The sequence below is a fragment of the Streptomyces sp. KLMMK genome (assembly GCF_036961605.1).
Lineage (GTDB): Bacteria > Actinomycetota > Actinomycetes > Streptomycetales > Streptomycetaceae > Streptomyces > Streptomyces telluris.
Genome location: NZ_JBAMDC010000770.1, coordinates 1 through 1027, shown reverse-complemented (window position 1 = coordinate 1027; position 1027 = coordinate 1). Strand labels below are relative to the sequence as shown.

The 1027-nt window shown below is 68.6% G+C and carries 1 protein-coding gene; it reads left to right on the top strand.

From position 1 onward, the window contains the following. Positions 1-98: 98 nt before the first annotated feature. The coding region (locus tag V7793_RS37855) for an ISL3 family transposase (protein WP_336014289.1) at positions 99-1027 on the top strand (929 nt) is incomplete at its 3' end.

The following is a 1027-nucleotide window of genomic DNA, read 5'->3' as shown; positions in this document are numbered from 1 at the left end:
GTTGGGGTCTGGCACAAGTTCCGTGACGCGGACACGCAGCGTGATGGTTGAGGGCCATGCAGTCGGTGGGGTAGTCGCCTTGAAATCGCTCCTCATGTGTGTGGTGCGGCCGATATTCGATCGCCGTGAACGAGGAGTCGCCTTCGCTGCTGGACCTGTTCTTCCCGTCGGTGGCCGGGATCGCAGTCGCAACCGTGGATGCCGATGGAGATGCGATACGCATCGAGGTCCGGTGCACGCCGCCAGGTGCGGCCTGCCCTGGGTGCGGAGCCTGGTCGGAGCGGGTCCACAGCTCCTACCTGCGGTTTCCGGTGGACTTGCCGAGTGGAGAGCGACGAGTAGTGCTGTCCTTACGTGTCCGGCGGTTCATCTGCGCGGACGCCTCGTGCGCGAAACGGACGTTCGCGGAGCAGGTGCCGGGGCTGACACGCCGCCATGGCCGGACCACCGAACGACTCCGCACGGCGATGGGCACGATCGGCCTGGCCCTCGCCGGCCGGGCCGGTGCCCGGCTCGCACGTCATATCGGGATCTCCACCAGCCGCAGCACACTGCTGCGTCGGGTCATGGAACGGCCAGACCCACCGGTCACCCAGCCGCGGGCGGTCGGCGTCGACGACTTCGCCCTGCGCAGAGGACACGTCTACGGGACCGTCGTGATCGACGCGGAGACTCACCAGGCCCTGGACCTGCTGCCCGAACGGGACACCGGCACGTTGGCTCCATGGCTAGCCCGGCATCCGGACATCAAGGTCATCTGCCGGGACCGCTCTGGCGCTTACGCCGACGCCGCCACCATCGCGGCACCGCAGGCTGTACAGGTCGCCGGCCGATTCCACCTGTGGCAGAACCTCGCACAGGCAGCCGAGAAGACCGTGGCTGCCCACCGGAGGTGCCTGCGCGACCTCCCGCCGCCCGAGCCCGTGGTGGAACCGGCATGGGAGACGCCGGCCGAGATAGGTCAGGAGGACGACGAGCCCTCCGGGAAGTTCGCCGAGCGGGCCCGGAACCACCATGCCCTCGTCCA